This is a genomic window from Polaromonas sp. P1_G1 (genome assembly GCF_056405595.1).
In genome coordinates this window covers 49,148-66,747 of the sequence record NZ_JBFUBU010000004.1, presented here as the reverse complement: position 1 = coordinate 66,747, position 17,600 = coordinate 49,148, and the positions used below count along the sequence as shown (strand labels likewise).

Annotated in this window: 14 protein-coding genes; 8 read left to right on the top strand and 6 right to left on the bottom strand. The window is 64.7% G+C overall.

Going from position 1 to position 17,600, the window contains the following annotated elements:
• Positions 1 to 24 precede the first annotated feature (24 nt).
• Positions 25 to 1,416, bottom strand: a complete 1,392-nt coding sequence (locus AC1D1Y_RS02740) for an esterase-like activity of phytase family protein (RefSeq protein WP_477681007.1) — start codon at positions 1,414 to 1,416, stop codon at positions 25 to 27.
• Between the two features lie 200 nt (positions 1,417 to 1,616).
• Between AC1D1Y_RS02740 and AC1D1Y_RS02735 the strand changes: the two genes are divergently transcribed.
• Positions 1,617 to 3,452 (top strand): sensor domain-containing diguanylate cyclase, encoded by a 1,836-nt coding sequence (locus AC1D1Y_RS02735; RefSeq protein WP_477681006.1) that lies wholly within the window; start codon positions 1,617 to 1,619, stop codon positions 3,450 to 3,452.
• Positions 3,453 to 3,588: 136 nt separating this feature from the next.
• Here AC1D1Y_RS02735 and AC1D1Y_RS02730 read toward each other — a convergent pair whose 3' ends face one another.
• Positions 3,589 to 4,056 (bottom strand): Lrp/AsnC family transcriptional regulator, encoded by a 468-nt coding sequence (locus tag AC1D1Y_RS02730; protein WP_477652813.1) that lies wholly within the window; start codon positions 4,054 to 4,056, stop codon positions 3,589 to 3,591.
• Between the two features lie 106 nt (positions 4,057 to 4,162).
• Between AC1D1Y_RS02730 and mdeB the strand changes: the two genes are divergently transcribed.
• A complete protein-coding gene (mdeB, locus tag AC1D1Y_RS02725) occupies positions 4,163 to 6,820 on the top strand; it encodes an alpha-ketoglutarate dehydrogenase (RefSeq protein WP_477681005.1) in 2,658 nt (885 codons plus the stop codon).
• 58 nt (positions 6,821 to 6,878) lie between these two features.
• Here mdeB and AC1D1Y_RS02720 read toward each other — a convergent pair whose 3' ends face one another.
• Together AC1D1Y_RS02720 and purN are read right to left on the bottom strand one after the other, a co-directional pair.
• Positions 6,879 to 7,433, bottom strand: a complete 555-nt coding sequence (locus AC1D1Y_RS02720; RefSeq protein ID WP_477681004.1) for a fasciclin domain-containing protein — start codon at positions 7,431 to 7,433, stop codon at positions 6,879 to 6,881.
• 184 nt (positions 7,434 to 7,617) lie between these two features.
• A complete protein-coding gene (gene purN / locus AC1D1Y_RS02715) occupies positions 7,618 to 8,223 on the bottom strand; it encodes a phosphoribosylglycinamide formyltransferase (RefSeq protein ID WP_477681003.1) in 606 nt (201 codons plus the stop codon).
• 155 nt (positions 8,224 to 8,378) lie between these two features.
• Between purN and AC1D1Y_RS02710 the strand changes: the two genes are divergently transcribed.
• Together AC1D1Y_RS02710 and AC1D1Y_RS02705 are read left to right on the top strand one after the other, a co-directional pair.
• Positions 8,379 to 9,560: an acyl-CoA dehydrogenase family protein gene (locus AC1D1Y_RS02710; RefSeq protein WP_477681002.1), complete on the top strand. Its 1,182-nt coding sequence runs from the start codon at positions 8,379 to 8,381 to the stop codon at positions 9,558 to 9,560.
• Positions 9,561 to 9,595: 35 nt separating this feature from the next.
• Complete coding sequence (locus tag AC1D1Y_RS02705) at positions 9,596 to 10,711, top strand: acyl-CoA dehydrogenase family protein (RefSeq protein WP_477681001.1); 1,116 nt, start codon at positions 9,596 to 9,598, stop codon at positions 10,709 to 10,711.
• Between the two features lie 15 nt (positions 10,712 to 10,726).
• Here the strand turns inward: AC1D1Y_RS02705 and AC1D1Y_RS02700 are convergent, their stop codons facing one another.
• Positions 10,727 to 11,284 carry an HNH endonuclease gene (locus AC1D1Y_RS02700; RefSeq protein ID WP_436153452.1) on the bottom strand — a complete coding sequence of 186 codons (558 nt, stop codon included), beginning with the start codon at positions 11,282 to 11,284 and terminating at the stop codon, positions 10,727 to 10,729.
• A gap of 162 nt (positions 11,285 to 11,446) precedes the next feature.
• Between AC1D1Y_RS02700 and AC1D1Y_RS02695 the strand changes: the two genes are divergently transcribed.
• The 4 genes from AC1D1Y_RS02695 to AC1D1Y_RS02680 all read left to right on the top strand — a co-directional run bounded on the left by AC1D1Y_RS02695 (position 11,447) and on the right by AC1D1Y_RS02680 (position 16,600).
• A complete protein-coding gene (locus AC1D1Y_RS02695) occupies positions 11,447 to 12,556 on the top strand; it encodes a bifunctional riboflavin kinase/FMN adenylyltransferase (protein WP_477681000.1) in 1,110 nt (369 codons plus the stop codon).
• 108 nt (positions 12,557 to 12,664) lie between these two features.
• A complete protein-coding gene (gene ileS, locus AC1D1Y_RS02690; protein WP_477680999.1) occupies positions 12,665 to 15,496 on the top strand; it encodes an isoleucine--tRNA ligase in 2,832 nt (943 codons plus the stop codon).
• Complete coding sequence (gene lspA, locus AC1D1Y_RS02685) at positions 15,496 to 15,996, top strand: signal peptidase II (protein WP_477680998.1); 501 nt, start codon at positions 15,496 to 15,498, stop codon at positions 15,994 to 15,996. Before ileS ends, lspA begins: the two co-directional genes overlap by 1 nt.
• 16 nt (positions 15,997 to 16,012) lie before the next feature.
• Positions 16,013 to 16,600 (top strand): hypothetical protein, encoded by a 588-nt coding sequence (locus tag AC1D1Y_RS02680; protein ID WP_477680997.1) that lies wholly within the window; start codon positions 16,013 to 16,015, stop codon positions 16,598 to 16,600.
• An 18-nt stretch (positions 16,601 to 16,618) separates the two neighbouring features.
• Here the strand turns inward: AC1D1Y_RS02680 and AC1D1Y_RS02675 are convergent, their stop codons facing one another.
• Positions 16,619 to 17,581, bottom strand: coding sequence for a tripartite tricarboxylate transporter substrate binding protein (locus tag AC1D1Y_RS02675; RefSeq protein ID WP_477680996.1), 963 nt, complete (start codon positions 17,579 to 17,581; stop codon positions 16,619 to 16,621).
• Between the last annotated feature and the right edge of the window lie 19 nt (positions 17,582 to 17,600).

The window sequence follows — 17,600 nt, the reverse complement described above, 5'->3', positions numbered from 1 at the left end:
TTTATGCGTTGATGCTGCGCCGGCCTATTTAGCGTTCAAAAGCTCGCCGACTTCAAGCAGGACCAACTCGTTGTCATCGGCCTTGTTCGGCTCGCGGCTGCTGGAAAACGGCAGATTGTTGTCGTTGCCGACCACGATGTGCGTCGCGTCCACCACGTCCACGTTTTCAATCGTGAAGAAGGGGAACTTGAGCACACCGTCGTTCAGCGGCTTGCGCGCCAGCTTTTGCGGGTCGGCGATGTTGAGCAGGTCGATGTAGCCGACCTTGCGCACCGGCCCGCCCACGTTGGCGTCCGTCATCTCGATCTTGTAGACGCGCTTGAATTTCGCGATGTCGTGGAAGCAGTCGCTGCGCTTCTGGCCTTCGGGGCAGGCCTTGTCGGCCGTGCCTTCGCCGTTGTCGCGCTCGATGATCAGGCCCGTGGTGCCGTCGACCATGTTGAAGTCGCCGATGGCGTTGCCGTTGGCCTCCAGCGGGTACATCCACGAGCGGCCGCTCCACTTGCCGGCTTGCACGTCGAACTCCAGCACGCGCAAAGCTTCCTTGCCGGCCACACGTTCATAGTCTTTCGCCTCGGCGTTCCACACCGGGCCTTCCAGCAGCGCGTACAGCTTGCTGCCGTCCTTTGACGACGCCATGCCTTCGAAGCCCTTGGAACGTTTGATCTGGAAATCGACCGCACCGCCGGGAGCGCCCGGCGTGGTGACGGCGGGATGGTCGGGAGAACGCACCACCTTGCCGTCGACCAGAGTCTCGAACACCGCCAGCACCTTCCCCTTGAGGTCGGCCTTGATCAGGAAGGGGCCGAACTCGTCGCCTATCCACAGCGCGCCGCCGGCGAACTGGAAGCTTTCGGTGTCGAAGTCACTGCCCGTCAGGTAGCGCTTCTTCGTGCCTTCGTGGACGATGCGAAACGGCACTTTTTTGTCCGGGTCATGCAGGAAAACGGTTCCCAGCCTCGTCATGCTGCCGGCCTTGAAGTCCACTTTGTAGTGGTTCAGGTAGAGCATGGCGTCGGGCGAGTTCGCCTTGGCGCCGAAGCCGTTGTCCGTGAGGATCCAGAAAGTGCCGTCGGCCATCTTCTTGATACCGGAATGGCCCTGCAGCGGCTGGCCCTTGAAAGGCAGCGAGACACCGGTGGGCCGGCCCGCCGACATACCCTCCACCGTGCCCGGTGCTTCGGTGCGCTGTCCGTTGCTGAACTTGCCGCTGACCTGCAGGTCCTGCGGCGCATCCTTGGGCGCGGCGATAAAGGATCTGGCGGGCAGCACGGCATGGCCGGCCAGCGTGGCCGGGAAAGCCGTCTGGGCCTGCAGCGGCGACACCAGCGCGGCAGCGGCCACCGCGAAGAAGAGGGCTTTGACGGGAGCGTTGAAGGCAGGGTGTTGCGTTGCGGAAAAACGGAAAAACGGCATGTGCAATCCACAGTTGATGAAAAGCGGATGGTGTGCAACTCGTGTGACGCCCTCATTACAGAAAGCGGAGGGCCACCCCCTCAGGAAAATCTTCGGGACGATGCTGGTTTCCGGTTTAAACAGCTGTTCACGGTATAAATTGCCCGAATCGGCCGGCCGCCGGTTGTGGTCACGCCGCTCTTTTGCCATAAGCTATGCCCATGTCCCTCAAAGCAAGCCTGCGTTGTCTCCTCTTCATGTTGCTCTGCGCCATTTTCGGCGCCAGCCATGCGCAGGTGTTTGACCGGCTGTATGAAAACAGCCCCCAGATCACCTTGGCCCAGCCGCTGCAATGGGTCGCCGTGCCCAAGGACTCCGTCACCTCGCCCGACGCCTTCAGCACCGCAGAATCCGGCGCCGAAAAACGCATCTTCCAGCCTTACACCGACAACACCATCCTGCCGACCTCGGAGGCCCAGGAAGTCTGGGCCAGCTTCSCCTTGCCGGTCACCGAGAACCTGCAGACCTGGTATATCCGGCTGCCCGCCCAGGCGATCTTCAAGGTCAGCCTTTATGCGCGCGACCCGCAAGGCGGCTGGCAGGTCCACGCCGCAGGCGAGGCGATCGCCCCGGCCTACTGGGCATTGCGCACCCGCGTCCCGAGTTTTGAGCTGCAATCGCACGCCGACCAGCCGCAGGTCTATTACCTGCGTTTCGAGCATCGCCGGCCCATCACCGAACGGCCCATGCTGCTCACCCCCATCGAATACATAGACGGCGCCTCGCGCGTCGGCGTGGTGATTGGCCTGATGTGGGGCATGTTCAGCGTGCTGGCCCTGCTGTGCCTGGCCGCGTTCAGCATGTCGCGCAGCAAGGTCTTCCTGTGGTTCGGCGCCGTGGTGGTCACCCTGATGTTCACGCAACTGGTGCTGATCGGCTATGGCGGCTGGCGCATCTGGCCCTACAGCGTGCACCTGAACCAGGTCATGGGCTGGGTGTCCGCCACGGTCACCATGGCCGCGGCCGCCTGGTTCTGCGCCCAGGCCAGCTATGCCCGGGACGGCCATCCGCGCCTGTACCGGCTGCTGGCCGCCGTCACGGCGGGCAGCCTGCTCATGGCCTGCGTGATGATGGTCCGCCTGGACTTCGTGCCGCGCGACCTGCGCAACCTGTGGCTGGCGCTGGCCACCATGGCAATCCTGGCGAGCCTGGTCTGGATATCCTGGCGCGGCCAGACATGGAACCTCCTGTTGCTGCTCGGCGCCGCGCCTATCGGCCTGGCCGCGCTGGCGCGGCTTTCCTACAACGCGGGCTGGGTGCTGAATGTGGAATCGGCGCAGGCCGCGGGCGTGCTGTCGGCCATGGTCGGCCTGCTCTGGGTTTTCGGGGTGCTCGCATGGCGCAGCCGGGCGGCGCTGTTCTCCAATCACCGCGGCGCCACCCTCGCGACCTACGACGCCGCCAGCGGCTTGATGCTGCCGCGCATCATCGAAGCCAGGCTGCCGGCCATGCTGCTGCGTGGCCGCCGGCAGAAGTTGGCCTGCGGCGCGCTGATGCTGCACTGGCTCAACCAGGCCCCCAGCCATGACGAGGTGGGCGACCAGAAGCGCGGCGCCGCGCTGTCCCGCATCGGCGAGATCCTTCGCCGCGCCGCGCGTGACGTGGACACCGTGGCGCGCTGTGACGAAAATCATTTCCTGGTGCTGGTCGAAGGCCCCGTCAGCCGCGCCGTCCTGTCGGAGGTTTCCACCAAAATCCTGGCGGACTGCATACGCGCCTCCGAAAAATTCGCCGACGCGGGCGCCTTCAGCCTGCACATCGCCATATGGCACGACACGCCTCGCGAACAAACCGCCGCGGATGTGACCGATTCACTCAAGGTACGCCTGCACCACATGGCCTCCGGCACCAAACGGCCGGTGCAGTTTGTCGATTCGCCGCTGGAGCCCGGCAGCGCTGCAGCCGAGGGCGCCAACCGGCGTGAGGACCTGCTGGCCAAGATCAATGCGATTGAAACCTCGCATCCCTCGCTGGCGGGAGAGCGCGGCTCCCGCTGAGCCCAGTCCGTAGATTTTCCGCCCAGGGCCGTTCACAAAACCCAGCGCAGCGGTCCTGGCTAGGCGCGGCGGCGCAGACAGTGCACCAGCACGGCAAGGCGACTGCAACAACGCCAGGAGGGTTTTGTGAGCGGCCCTAGCGCCTGGGCAGCGGCAAGGCGGTCTTATATCTGACCTGCTTGAGCGCAAAACTCGAGCGGATTTTTTCAATCCCTGAAATCGGCGACAGCTGCTCGAGGATGAACTTCTCCAGCGCACCTATGTCGGCCACCGCCACGCGGATCAGGTAATCGCTGTCGCCCGACATCAAATAACACTCCATCACCTGGTCGTGCTCGGCGATGCGCCGCTCAAAGTCGGCCAGCGACTCCTTGCTTTGCGTGCGCAGGCTGATGGAGATAAAGACATTGAGGCCCAAACCCAAAGCCGCGGCATTGGCAATCGCCACATAACGGTCAATCACACCGCCGGCCTCCAACGCTTTGACGCGGGCCAGGCAAGGCGAGGGGCTCAGGTGCACACGCCGCGACAGCTCCACGTTGGACAGCGAGCCGTCGCGCTGCAATTCGTCGAGGATTTTCAAATCAAGGGCGTCAAGCTGCATCATCTGTAAAAATCCATTTCTACGGCATTTTATGCCTCTGAATCGCCTGAAACCCCGATATTGAGGCTACACCTTCCGGGAAAAGCTGCGTACAGTCGTTTCTGCCATGAACGATTCCACCCCCCACCATTTGCTGATGCAGGCCGCCACGCCGGCCGATCCGGACCCACAGGAAACCGCCGAATGGCGTGAAGCCTTTGAGGCGCTGGCCCTGACCCACGGCCCCGCCCGCGCGCGGCACATGCTCAACGAATTGAGCCGCGTCGCCCGCAAGCAGCGCATAGGCTGGCAGCCCGAGCTGGCCACGCCCTATATGAATACCATCGCCGTGGACGAGCAGCCGGTGTTCCCCGGCGACCTCGCCATGGAAGAACGCCTGGCCTCGCTGATGCGCTGGAACGCGCTGGCCATGGTGGTGCGCGCCAACCAGGCCGAGACCGGCGGCTCCGCCGAGCTCGGCGGCCACATCGCCAGTTACGCCAGCGCAGCCGACCTGTTTGAAACCGGTTTCAACCACTTCTTCCGCGCGCGTGAAGGTGTGGGGGAAGGCCAGCACCGCGGCGACCTGGTGTTCTTCCAGCCGCACAGCGCGCCCGGCGTCTATGCACGCGCCTATCTCGAAGGCCGCCTCAGCGAAAAAGACCTGGGCTTTTACCGCCAGGAACTCACAGCACCCGGCCAGGGCGCGCAAGGCCTGTGCAGCTACCCCCACCCTTATCTGATGCCGGACTTCTGGCAGTTCCCCACCGGCTCCATGGGCATAGGCCCCATCAGCTCCATCTACCACGCGCGCTTCATGCGCTACCTCACGCACCGGCGTTTGCTCGACTGCACCGGCCGCAAGGTCTGGGGCGTATTCGGCGACGGCGAGATGGACGAGCCTGAATCCATGAGCGCGCTGACCCTGGCCGCGCGCGAAGGCCTGGACAACATGGTCTGGGTCGTCAACTGCAACCTGCAGCGCCTGGACGGTCCGGTGCGCGGCAACGGCCGCATCATCGACGAGCTCGAAAAGCTGTTTGCCGGCGCCGGCTGGAACGTCATCAAGCTGGTCTGGGGCAGCGACTGGGACGGCCTGTTCGCGCGCGACCTCACCGGCGCGCTGACCCAGGCCTTCGCGCAAACGGTGGACGGCCAGATGCAGACCTTTGCCGCGAAAGACGGGCGCTTCAACCGCGACAACTTCTTCGGCCAGAACGCCGAACTCGCGCGCCTGGCCCAGGGCATGACCGACGAGCAGATAGACCGACTCAAACGCGGCGGCCACGACCTCGTGAAAATCCACGCCGCCTACGCCGCAGCCGCCAACCACCAAGGCCAGCCCACCGTGATCCTGGCCCACACCAAAAAAGGCTACGGCATGGGCAGCGCCGGCCAGGGCCGCATGACCACGCATTCACAGAAGAAATTCGACGGCGAGGACCTGATCGAATTCCGCAACCGCTTCAACCTGCCGCTCTCCGACGAGCAGGCCAGGAACCTGGCCTTCTACAAACCCACTGCCGACAGCGCCGAGATGCAGTACATGCACGCCAGGCGCGCGGCGCTGGGTGGTTATCTGCCACGCCGCGAAACAACGGCGAACGTCGTGGACATCCCTGCCCTGCCCTCCTACGCCCAGTTCGCGCTGGCCGCCGATGGCAAGGAGATGAGCACCACCATGGCCTTTGTGCGCATGCTGGGCGGCCTGCTCAAGGATTCGGCGCTCGGTCCGAAGATTGTGCCCATCGTCGCCGACGAGGCACGCACCTTCGGCATGGCCAACCTGTTCAAGCAGGTCGGCATCTATTCCAGCGTCGGCCAGCGCTATGCGCCCGAAGACATAGGCTCGGTGCTCAGCTACCGCGAAGCACTCGATGGGCAAATCCTCGAGGAAGGCATCAGCGAAGCCGGTGCCCTGGCCAGCTGGACGGCCGCCGCCACCAGCTACAGCGTGCACGGCCTGGCCATGCTGCCCTTCTATATCTATTACTCCATGTTCGGCTTCCAGCGCGTGGGCGACCAGATCTGGGCCGCCGCCGACCAGCGCGCACGCGGTTTCCTGCTGGGCGCGACCTCGGGCCGCACTACCCTGGGCGGCGAAGGCTTGCAGCACCAGGACGGCAGCAGCCACCTGATCGCCGCCACCATTCCCAACTGCAAGGCCTATGACCCGGCCTTCGCCGGCGAACTTGCCGTGATCCTGGATCGCGGCATGCGGGAAATGATGGTCGAGCAGAAAGACGTCTTCTATTACGTCACGCTGATGAACGAGAACTACGCCCAGCCCGACCTGCGGCCCGGCGCCGAGGCCGACATCATTCGCGGCTGCTACCGCTTCGACAGTTTCCTGCCCGCCGGCAAGAAGGCGGCCGGCGAAGTGACCCTGATGGGCTCGGGCGCCATCCTTACCGAAGTCATCAAGGCCGCGCAACAGCTCGCGCAGCAGGGCATCGCCGCCACGGTGTACAGCGTGACCAGCTGGAGCGAACTCGCGCGCGACGGCGCAGCCAACCAGCAAGCAGCGCTCAGCGGCGAAGCGCACGCTGAAGCCTTCGTCGCGCAGCAGTTGAAAGCCAGCACCGGCCCCATCATCGCCGCCACCGACTATGTGCGCGCCGTGCCCGAAAGCATTCGCGCCTTCCTGCCCGAAGGCCGGCGCTACCTGACCCTGGGCACCGACGGCTTCGGCCGCAGCGACACGCGTGCCGCGCTGCGCGAATTTTTCAGCGTCGATGCGCAAAGCATCGTGAAGGCCGCGCTGCACCTGCTCAAGCTGGCCTGAGCGAATGCAAGCAGGCCCGTGCACGACACACGGGCCTGTCAAAAGCCCCGCCTCAACCTTACTTGGGCAACAACACCTTGTCGACCACGTGAATCACGCCGTTCGACTGGTAAACGTCGGCGATGCTCACGGTGGCCATACCGCCCTTCTCATCGGTCACCGTGACCTTGCCGCCGGCCGATTTGGCCACCAGCGTGCCGCCGGCGACTGTCTTGATGGAGGCCATGCCCTTGCCGTCGGCGATCATCTTGCCGATGGCCGCGGCATCCCATTTTCCGGCGACCACGTGGTAGGTCAGCACGCCGGTCAGCATGCCCTTGTTCTCCGGCTTGAGCAGGGTGTCCACCGTGCCGGCGGGCAGGGCCGCGAAGGCGGCGTTGGTGGGCGCGAACACCGTGAACGGGCCCGGGCCCTTGAGCGTGTCGACCAGGCCCGCGGCCTTGACCGCCGCGACCAGCGTGGTGTGGTCCTTGGAGTTGACGGCGTTGTCGATGATGTCCTTGCTGGCCAGCATGGGCGCGCCGCCCACCATGACCTGCGCGAACGAAGGAATCGTGGCGAGCGACAGGGCCAGCGCCACACCGAGGGAAGCGAGTTTGTGTTGGGTCTGCATGTGAAGTCCTTTGAAAGAAGTTGAACTGAGATGAACCAGGAGCCGAAATCACGGGAATTCAAGCGGCTGTGATGAATACGGGGCACAGGCCCCGCTGGATTCAAAACAGATCCGGTTTCAACTTTTTTTTCAAGGCCGTSACTGGCAACCAGAAGTAAGCCCGCTTGTCGGCGGGCCGGCAAACTCAGGCTTTGCGTTCGAAAAACGCGCGCACGGCTTGCGGGAAGATCAGGTGCTCCTGTGTGAGCACGCGCGCAGCCAGGGTTTCGGCGGTGTCCCCCGGCAGCACCGGCACCACGGCCTGGGCCAGGGTGGCACCGTGGTCGAGTTCGGCCGTCACCTGATGCACCGTCGCGCCCGCCACCTTGCAGCCGGCGTCGATCGCGCGCTGGTGCGTGTTGAGGCCAGTGAAGGCCGGCAACAGCGAGGGATGGATGTTGATGAGCCGCCCCGCGTAGTGCCGCACAAAGCCGGGCGTCAGGATGCGCATGAAGCCGGCCAGCACCACCAGCGCCGGCATATAGCCGTCTATACGCGCCATCAATTCGGCGTCAAAAGCCTCGCGCGAATCAAAGGCCTTGTGCGGCACCACGGCGGTGGCGATACCCAGGCCTTGGGCCAGTTCCAGCCCGGCGGCGTCGGCCCGGTTGCTGATCACGGCGGCCACCTGGGCGCCGTAGAGGCCGCGCCAGCCTTCCTTGTCCGCCGCGCGGGCAATGGCGGCCATGTTGGAGCCGCTGCCGGAAATCAGGATGACGATGTTTTTGTTCGGTTTGTTCGCGCTGGCCATAGCCCTCTAGTTTAGAACGGGGCAGGAACCCGGCCAGCGTCCGTTTTGCCGATGTCCCAACTGAGACATAAAATTGCGAACGACCGTGCTAAAAATAAGAAATCGACTGCAGGCGACTGCAGAACCGCCGCCAACCGCTCCGGAGACATCCCGCCATGGACTTAGCTTTCACCCCTGAAGAACAGGCTTTCCGCGAAGAGATTCGCGCCTGGGTCCACGCCAACCTGCCGTCCGACATTTCACACAAGGTGCACAACGCCCTGCGGCTGACGCGTGACGACATGCAACGATGGGCCAAGATCCTCGGCAAAAAAGGCTGGCTGGGCCACGGCTGGCCCAAGGAATTCGGCGGCCCGGGCTGGAACGCGGTGCAAAAACATTTGTTTGAGGAAGAATGCGCGCTGGCCGGTGCGCCGCGCGTCGTGCCCTTCGGCCCGGTGATGGTGGCACCCGTGATCATGGCTTTCGGTACCGCCGAGCAGCAAAAACGCTTCCTGCCCGGCATTGCCAGCGGCGAAGTCTGGTGGAGCCAGGGCTATAGCGAGCCCGGTTCTGGTTCAGACCTGGCCTCGGTCAAATGCCGGGCCGAGCGCCAGGGCGACAAATACATCGTCAACGGCCAGAAGACCTGGACCACGCTGGGCCAGTACGGCGAATGGATTTTCTGCCTGGTGCGCACCAGCACTGAAGGCAAGCCACAGACCGGCATTTCTTTCCTGCTGATCGACATGAAATCGCCCGGCGTGACGGTGCGCCCCATCGTGCTGCTGGACGGCGAGGCCGAGGTCAACGAGGTCTGGTTCGACAACGTCGAAGTGCCGGCCGAAAACCTGATCGGTGAAGAGAACAAGGGCTGGACTTACGCCAAGCACCTGCTGAGCCACGAGCGCACCAACATCGCCGACGTAAACCGCGCCAAGCGCGAGCTGGAGCGCTTGAAGCGCATCGCCAAGGCCGAAGGCGTCTATGACGACCAGCGCTTCCGCGACGAGATCGCCAAGCTCGAAGTCGACGTGGTAGCGCTCGAAATGCTGGTGCTGCGCGTGCTCTCGGCCGAAAAATCGGGCAAGAACTCGCTGGACATCGCCGGCCTGCTCAAGATACGCGGCAGCGAAATCCAGCAACGCTACAGCGAACTCATGATGCTGGCCGCAGGCCCCTTCAGTCTGCCCTTCATCGAAGAAGCCATGGAAGCCGGCTGGCAAGGCGACTTCCCCGGCGGCCTGCCGGGCGACGCACCGCTGGCGTCCACTTACTTCAATATGCGCAAGACCACGATTTACGGCGGCTCCAACGAAGTGCAACGAAACATCGTCTCGCAAGTCGTCCTCGGCTGAGCGGCCGCACCAGAAAAGAAGACAGGAAACACATCATGGATTTCGATTTCACCGACGACCAGGAACAGCTGCGCGACGCCGTGCGCAAATGGGTGGACAAAGGGTACGACTTCGAGCGCCGCCGCGGCATCGCCAAAGCCGGCGGCTTCTCGCGCGAGGCTTACGGCCAGATCGCCGAACTGGGCCTGACCGGCCTCTACATCCCGGAAGCCGACGGCGGCCTGGGCATGGGCCCGGTCGAGGGCATGGTGGTGATGGAAGAGCTGGGCCGCGGCATCGTGCTGGAGCCTTTTGCCCAGGCGCTGATTGCCGGCGCCGTGCTCGCCGGCTACGCGCCGGCCGCCCTCAAGGCCGCCTGGTTGCCCAACATCGCATCAGGCGAAAGCCTGGTGGTGCTGGCCTACCAGGAACGCGCGGCGCGCTACGATTTTGAAAAATGCGAAGCCACGGCCACTGCGGCCGGCGACGCCTGGACGCTGAACGGCACCAAAAGCATAGTCCCCGCCGGCGACCAGGCGGATGCCTTCATCGTGCCCGCGATGGCCAAGGGCAAGCTCGCGCTGTTTTTAGTTGAACGCACGGCGGCCGGCGTGGCCACGCGCGGCTACGGCACGCAGGACGGCGGCCGCGCCGCCGAAGTCGTGCTCAAGAACGCGCCCGCCGCCCTGGTGACGCTGGACGGCATGGCCGCCCTGGCCCAGGCCATCGACATCGGCATCGCCGCAGCCTGCGCCGAAGCCGTGGGCGTGATGGACAAGACCCTGGCCATCACCGTCGAGTACATGAACACGCGCAAGCAGTTCGGCGTGGCCATCAGCAGCTTCCAGGCCCTGCGCCACCGCGTGGCCGACATGAAGATGCAGTTGGAGCTCGCCCGCTCCATGAGCTACTACGCCTCGCTCAAGCTCAACGCGCCGGCCGACGAGCGCGGCCGCGCGCTGGCCCGCGCCAAATACCAGTTGGGTGTGTCCATGCGCTTCGTCGGCCAGCAGGCGGTGCAGCTGCACGGCGGCATAGGCGTGACCGACGAATACATCGTGAGCCACTACTTCAAGAAGCTGACCCAGCTGGAAATGACGTTTGGCGACACGCTGCACCACCTGGGCGAGGTATCGAGCCGCATGCAAGAGACGGCCGGCGTATTCGCCTGAGCCGGCCCGGGACCGTCACGCGTGCAGGCGTGACGTTTTCGGGATATGCGCCATCAAAAACTCCATCTGGTCCGCCAGGATGCGGCGGTTGCGCAGGATGAAGTCTTCCCAGAGGCTGGGCACATAAGGCGTGTACAGCAGCGGCATGTGGGCCTGTTCGGGCGTGCGGCTGCTTTTGCGATGGTTGCAGGCGCGGCAGGCCGTCACCACATTCATCCAGGTGTCTATGCCGTTCTGCGCGAAGGGGATGATGTGCTCGCGCGTCAGGTCTTCCTCATGGAAATGCCCGCCGCAGTAGGCGCACACATTGCGGTCACGGGCGAACAGCTTGCCGTTGGTCAGGCCCGGTTTGAGGTCAAAGGGGTTGATGTTGGGCACGCCCTTGGTGCCGATGATGCTGTTGACCGTGATGATGGACTGCTGGCCCGTGATCGCGTTGTGGCCGCCGTGGAAGACCACCACCCGCGCGCCCATCTCCCAGCGCACCTCGTCGGCCGCGTAGTGCAACACGGCTTGTTCAAGGCTGATCCACGACTGTGGCAATCCCTGGGCTGAGAGCTTCAAGACCTTCAAAACGAACCTCCATCAAGGTGGACGACGCATGGAAACGCGGTAGTGGGCTAACTGTGTATCAATATACAGTGAAATCATGAAAAACGCCCCCAAATCCCCCATTAACCACGTTCAAGCCCCGTTTGGCCGGGCTCAGGCGCTACAAAAACGATAATTGCCCCCATGAAAGTTTTCCGTGGCTACCACCATCCCCAGCTGGCCGAACACTGCGCCCTGACCATAGGCAACTTCGACGGCGTGCACCGCGGCCACCAGGCCATGCTGGCACTGCTGAAAAACGAGGCCCAGCACCGGGGCGTGCCCAGCTGCGTGATGAGCTTCGAACCCCATCCGCGCGACTATTTCGCGGCGGTGGCGCGCAAGCCGGAACTGGCGCCGGCGCGTATCGCCACCCTGCGCGACAAGCTCACCGAACTCGCGCGCTGCGGCATAGACCAGTGCGTGGTCCTGCCCTTCAACGCCGCACTGGCCAGCCAGCCGGCCGAGGCCTTTATCCAGGACGTGCTGGTGCGCGGCCTGGGCGTCCAGTACGTGCTGGTAGGCGACGACTTCCGCTTCGGCGCCAAACGCATGGGCGACTACGCCATGCTGGATGCCGCCGGCGAACGCCTGGGTTTTGACGTCGCCCGCATGAACAGTTATGAAATATCGGACCCCCACGCTCGGACCTACCTCGCTGCCCCCCAAGGGGGCGTGCCCGCCTTGGGGCGGCCCGGCGCCGGGCGCAGCACCCGCGTCTCCAGTTCCGCCGTACGGGAGGCGTTGGCCCAGGGCCGCATGGACCGCGTCGCCGGCCTGCTGGGCCGGCCTTACAGCGTCTCCGGCCACGTGGTGCACGGCCGCAAACTCGGGCGCGACCTCGGTTTTCGCACCCTCAACCTGCGCTTTTCGCACTGGAAACCGGCGGCCGGCGGGATTTTCGCGGTGCAGGTGCACGGCCTGGGCGACAAGCCCATCCCGGGCGTCGCCAACCTGGGCATACGGCCCTCGCTGGACCCGGCCGACGTCAACGGCGGGCGCGTGCTGCTGGAGACCCATTGCCTCGAATGGCCCGCCGGCCTTGGGCCCGAGGGGGCATACGGTAAAATCATCCGCGTGGAACTGCTGCACAAACTGCACGACGAACTGAAATACGACAGCCTGGAGAGCCTGAAAACAGGCATCGCCAAGGACTGCGACGAGGCTCGGGCGTTTTTTGCCCAGGCACCGCAGTCGTTTTCAGCCGCCATGCACACGGAAACCAGCCGCCAGACCACGCGCGACCGAATTTAGACGATCTCGTCGCCTCTGGCCCCGCCCTGCTCCCACGGCGGATGGCTTTCCTCCCCACCGTATTGCCGGCGGCCCCGCTTTCCCAGGCCGCCCTAACAAAAGCATCCCATGTCCGAGACCAAAACCGATTACCGCAGCACCCTGAACCTGCCAGACACCCCGTTCCCCATGCGCGGCGACCTGCCCAAGCGCGAGGCCGGCTGGGCCAAGGAATGGGACGACAAAGGCATTTACAAAAAGCTGCGCGACGTGCGCGCCGGCAAGCCCAAGTTCGTGCTGCACGACGGCCCGCCCTATGCCAACGGCAAGATCCACATCGGCCACGCCGTCAACAAGGTCCTCAAGGACATGATCGTCAAGGCGCGCCAGCTCAAGGGCCTGGACGCGATCTACGTGCCCGGCTGGGACTGCCACGGCCTGCCGATCGAAAACGCCATCGAAAAACTGCACGGCCGCAACCTGCCGCGCGACGAGGTGCAGGCCAAGAGCCGCGCCTTCGCCACCGAACAGATCGAGGGCCAGAGGGCCGACTTCAAGCGCCTGGGCGTGCTCGGCGAATGGGACAACCCCTACCGCACCATGGATTTCGGCAACGAGGCCAATGAAATCCGCGCGCTCAAACGCATCATGGAACGCGGCTTCGTCTACCGCGGTCTCAAACCCGTGTACTGGTGTTTTGACTGCGGCTCCTCGCTGGCCGAGTTTGAAATCGAATACGCCGACAAGAAGTCGCAGACCCTGGACGTCGGCTTCAAATGCGCAGAGCCGCAAAAGCTGGCGCTGGCTTTCGGCCAGGCCACGCTTAGCAAGGATGCCTTCGCGGTCATCTGGACGACCACCGCCTGGACCATCCCCGCCAACCAGGCGCTGAACCTGAACCCGGACCTCGAATATTCGCTGGTCGACACCGAGCGCGGCCTGCTGGTGCTGGCCTCGGTGCTGGTCGAAAAATGCCTGGAGCGCTTCCAGCTGGAAGGACGCGTCATCGCCGTCACCAAGGGCGAAAACCTTGCAAAGATCAACTTCCAGCACCCCTTCTACGACGTCGACCCAGGCTACCAACGTTTCAGCCCGGTGTTCCTGGCCGACTACGCGACCGCCGACGACGGCACCGGCATCGTGCACTCCTCGCCCGCCTACGGTGTAGAGGATTTCAACTCCTGCGTGGCCAACGGCATTGCCTATGACGACATCCTCAACCCGGTGCAGGGCAACGGCCGTTATGTCGACGAGCTGCCCATGTTCGGTGGCCTCAACATCTGGAAGGCCGCGCCGCTGGTCATCGAAAAGTTGCGCGAGCACGGCCGCCTCTTCGCCACCCAGGACATCTTGCACAGCTACCCGCACTGCTGGCGCCACAAGACGCCGGTGATCTACCGCGCGGCGGCCCAGTGGTTCATCCGCATGGACGGCGAAACCGCCGGCACCCAGGGCGTGTTCGCCAGCGACAAGGCCGGCAAGACCCTGCGCGAGCTGGCCCTGGCCGCCATCGAGGAAACCAGCTTCTACCCTGAAAACGGCAAGGTCCGCCTGCGCGACATGATCTCCGGCCGGCCCGACTGGTGCATCAGCCGCCAGCGCAACTGGGGCGTGCCCCTGCCCTTTTTCATCCACACCGCCACCGGCGAGCTGCACCCACGCACCATGGAAATCATGGACCAGGCCGCCCGCATGGTGGAGGCCGGCGGCATCGAGGCCTGGAGCAAGGCCAGCGCCGAATCCATCCTGGGCGCCGAGGCGGCCGACTACATCAAGAGCACCGACATCCTCGACGTCTGGTTCGACTCCGGCACCACCCACGACCACGTGCTGCGCCACAGCCACGCGGCGCAGTCGACCTGGCCGGCCGACCTCTACCTCGAAGGCCACGACCAGCACCGCGGCTGGTTCCATTCCTCGCTGCTCACCGCCTGCGCGATGTACGACCGCGCGCCCTACAAGGGCTTGCTCACGCACGGCTTCACCGTGGACGGCAAGGGCCGCAAGATGAGCAAGAGCGAAGGCAACGTCGTGGTGCCGCAGGAAGTCAGCGACAAGCTGGGCGCCGAGATCATCCGCCTGTGGTGCGCCTCGACCGACTACTCGGGCGACCTGGGCATCGACGACAAGATCCTGGCCCGCGTGGTCGACGCCTACCGCCGCATCCGCAACACGCTGCGCTTCCTGATGGCCAACGTCAGCGACTTCGACCCGGCAAAAGATGCCGTGCCGCTGGAGCAGATGCTGGAAATCGACCGCTACGCGCTGAGCCGCGCGGCGCAGCTGCAGGCCGACATCCTGGCGCACTACGAGGTCTATGAATTCCACCCGGTGGTCTCCAAGCTGCAAATCTATTGCAGCGAAGACCTGGGCTCCTTCTACCTCGACATCCTGAAAGACCGGCTCTACACCACCGGCCCCAAATCGCTGGCCCGCCGCAGCGCGCAGACCGCGCTCTGGCGCATCACGCACGCCATGCTGCGCTGGATGGCGCCTTTCCTGAGCTTCACGGCGGAAGAAGCCTGGAAGGTCTTCGGCGCTTCGGAATCCATCTTCATGGAAACCTATGCCGAGCTCCCCGCACCCGACGCGGCGCTGCTGGCCAAGTGGGCGCGCATCCGCGAGTTGCGCGATGCGGTCAACAAGGACATCGAAACCCTGCGCGCCGACGGCAAGGTCGGCTCCTCGCTGCAGGCCAATGTGGTGCTGGAAGTGCCGGCCGAAGACCACGTGTTGCTGGCCGGCCTCGGTGAAGACCTGAAGTTCGTCTTCATCACCTCCGCCATCGAAGTGGCCGCCGCCGGCGCGGTGTCGACCAAGGTGACGCCCAGCAGCGATGCCAAGTGCGAGCGCTGCTGGCACTACCGCGCCGACGTGGGCCACGACCCGGCTCACCCGACGATTTGCGGCCGCTGCACCAGCAACCTGTTCGGCGCAGGTGAAGATCGGAAATTCGCCTGATGCCAAAAACCACCTTCACCCGCTCCCCCAGCTCGCTGCTGCCCTGGCTGGGCCTGGCGCTGATCATCCTCATCGCCGACCAGTTCACCAAGGTGCTGATCCTGGGCTACTACCGCCTGGGCGACTCCACCTATGTGACCAGCTTCTTCAACGTCGTGCGGGTGCACAACACCGGCGCGGCCTTCTCCTTCCTGGCCGAAGCGTCGGGCTGGCAGCGCTGGTTCTTCACCGCCATCGGCGTCGCCGCGGCGCTGTTCATCATCTGGATGCTGCGCTCGCATGCCGGGCAAAAGCTGTTCTCCTTCGCGCTGGCCTGCATCCTGGGCGGCGCGCTGGGCAATGTCATAGACCGCACGCTGCACGGCTACGTCGTGGACTTCCTGCAGTTCCACTGGGCTGGCTGGTACTTCCCTTCGTTCAATATCGCCGACAGCGCGATCACCATAGGCGCGGCCTGCCTGATCCTGGACGAGTTGCTGCGGGTTCGCGGCACCCGGTAAACGCCGGCGGCACGTCATGAAGGCCTCCATCCTCGACCAGCTTGCGGCGGAATGGGCCGGCGAGCCCGCCCTGCATTCCAGGGCGCAGAGCTGGAGCTGGTTCAGGCCGGCCTTCGGCCAGGCGCTGCAAAGCCATGCCGTAGCGCCTTCCACCAGCTGGGCAGTGGATGAAGAAAGCCTGGCGAAGGCGTTTTTTTCCTGGGCTGAGCTGGTCGAGCTGTATGCGCCTTACGAGGCACTGGACGCCGCCGATTTCCGGCATTTCATCCTGGGGCTGCTGCTGCAAAAACTGCTGGAAGCCCAGCCGCCCGTGCTGCGTGATGTACCCGCGGCCGCCGCGGCCATTCCCCTCACAAGCTTTGTGCTGACCTTGCTGCAGGCGCTGCACAAAAACGCCGGCACGGCCGCGCTCACGCTGGATGCGGCCGCCCTCAGCGGCCCGCGCTGGGACAGCTTCCTGGAAAACATCGCCGAAGACAGTTCAACCGCAACCTGTTTTCTCGACCAGATGACCGGCCTGCAACCAGCCTGGCAAAGCCGCTCGCTGATAGAGCACAGGCCGGCCATGCAAAAAGCGCTGGCACTCGCGCGCCAGCGCTCTTGAACCCGGGCACCTCTCGGCTCAACCTAGCTTCATATTGGTCGAGGTGATCAGGTGCTTCCAGCGCTGGTAGTCGGCCGCCACATAGGCTGAGATCGCCGCGCCTTCGAGCAAAGTCGGCTCGGTCGCGTCCTGGCGCAGCCGGGCGGCGACGCCTGGCTGCGCGATCAGCTTGTTGATCGCGGCGTTGAGCTCCGAGGTGATCGCCGCCGGCGTGCCCGGGGGTGCCATCAAGCCCCAGTAGTTGTTGACGTCGAAGTCCTTGAAGCCGAGCTCTTCCATGCCCGGCACGCCGGGAACGCTGGGCGCGCGGTCTTTCGAAGTCAGCGCCAGGGCCTTGACCTTGCCGTCCTTGATGTAGGGCATCAACGCCGGCACGCTGCCGGTCATGAACTGGAGCTGGCCGGCCAGCAGGTCGGTGGTCGCAAACGCAATGCCGCGGTAGGGGATGTGAACAATGGCAGTGTGGGTGCGCTGCTTGAGCAGTTCCACCACCAGATGGTTGATGCTGCCGTTGCCGGCCGAGCCGTAGTTGTACTTGCCCGGGTTGGTCTTGATGTGGTCCATCGCCTCGCGCAGGTTGTTGCCGGGCAGGCTGGGGTGCGAAGCAAACAGCAGCGGGCCCGCGCCCATGATGGCCACCGGGGCGAACTGCGTCGGGTCGTATTTGGGCGTGCCGCCCGAGGCCGCCACCGTGGTGAAAGGCGAGGCGATGAACAGCAGGGTCTGCCCGTCGGGCGGCGCCTTGGCCACCAGATCGGCGCCCACCGCGCCGCCGGCGCCGGTGCGGTTGTCGATCACGAACTGCCGGCCCATGGACTTGCTGAGTTCGGAGCCGAAAAACCTCGCCATCGCATCGCTGCCCGCGCCGGGCGCGAAGGGCACGATGATTTTGCAGATCGCCGAAGGCTGGGCCCGCAGCTGCGCCACAGCGCAAAACGCGGCCAGCCCACCGGCCGCCTGGATCAGGGAACGTCGTTTCATCTTTGTCTCCTAGCTATCT